Consider the following 1,262-nt stretch of genomic DNA (forward strand, 5'->3'; position numbering starts at 1 on the left):
TGACGTGGTCAAGTAAAAGTGGACACTTTTCTTAGGCTGCTTTTTTCAACTTCATCATTTTTTCAAAATCATTTGGACTGCGATAGCCAAGATACGAATGCCGTCTTCTGCTGTTGTAAAACATCTCTATGTAATCCACGACATCTCTCCTGGCTGCTTCTCTGGTTGGATAGAGGGAATCAAAGACTCTTTCTATTTTCAAACTTCCGAAGAAACTTTCAGCTACACTATTATCCCAGCAATTGCCCTTCCGACTCATGCTGCTTGTCATCCGGTTTCTTTTGAGAATTTTTTGAAAAACATGGCTGCAATACTGGCTGCCACGATCTGAATGAAAAATAAGGCATGGTAAAGGTCTGCGACGCCAGATCGCCATTTGCAATGCATTGACAACAAGGTCTTTTGTCATTCGACTTTTCAGTGACCAGCCGACAACTTTCCGGGAATATAAGTCTATAACAACGGCGAGGTATAGCCAGCCCTCTGTTGTCCAAATGTAGGTGATATCAGAGCAGTAGGCAACGTCAGGTTGTGATACAACAAAATTGCGATTCAACACATTTGGGGCAACAGGAAGTTTATGTTTACTGTCGGTTGTTGCTTTGAATTTTTTCTTCTGTTTGGCTGCAACATTTGCCAATTGCATCAACGTAGCAGCTTTGGTTCGGCCACAGTTCTCACCTTTAGCGATTAATTCTTCTGATATTCGCCGAGCCCCATATGCACCTCTCACTTCTTTGTGTATCTTTTTGACCTTAGGAATCAACCGCTCACGTTCTTTTTCTCGATCAGATTTATCTCTGCAACTCCAGGAGTAAAAGCCACTGCGACTGACGTTCATTACTTTGCATAACAGGGAGATTGGAAAGACCTTCTTCTCGGTATCAATAAACTGGTACCTCACCCTTGTTCCTTTGCGAAGAAGGCCGCTGCCTTTTTTAATATCTCTCGTTCCATCTTGAGCTGCTTGTTTTCTCTTTTAAGACGTTTGAGTTCAGCTTGCATCGACACTAAGCTTCCGGCAGAGGTGGAATCATTTTCAGACTGCTCTGATTCCTTCTTCCATCTACCAAGTAGATTTGCATTTACGCCTAGATTTCGTGCGGCCTCAGCGACGGAATAGCCTTGGTCTGTGACAAGCTTCACAGCTTCTTCTTTGAATTCATTTGTGTAGTTACGTCTTTTTCGTTTGGTCATGAATTACCTCCTCAAGAATTGTTATTTCACTCTTAAGAAAGTGTCCATAAATTCCTACCACATCA

Annotated in this window: 1 protein-coding gene; it reads right to left on the reverse strand. The window is 42.4% G+C overall.

The genetic code is table 11. The annotated features are described in order from the left end of the window. Positions 1-31: 31 nt before the first annotated feature. A protein-coding gene (locus tag JWH17_RS23190; RefSeq protein WP_438941070.1) for an IS3 family transposase occupies positions 32-1,197 on the reverse strand; the annotation gives its coding sequence in 2 pieces (ribosomal slippage) (positions 32-942 and positions 942-1,197; 1,167 coding nt in all). Positions 1,198-1,262: the final 65 nt, after the last annotated feature.

This window comes from Desulfogranum marinum, from assembly GCF_016918565.1.
Classification (GTDB): Bacteria; Desulfobacterota; Desulfobulbia; order Desulfobulbales; family Desulfobulbaceae; genus Desulfogranum; species Desulfogranum marinum.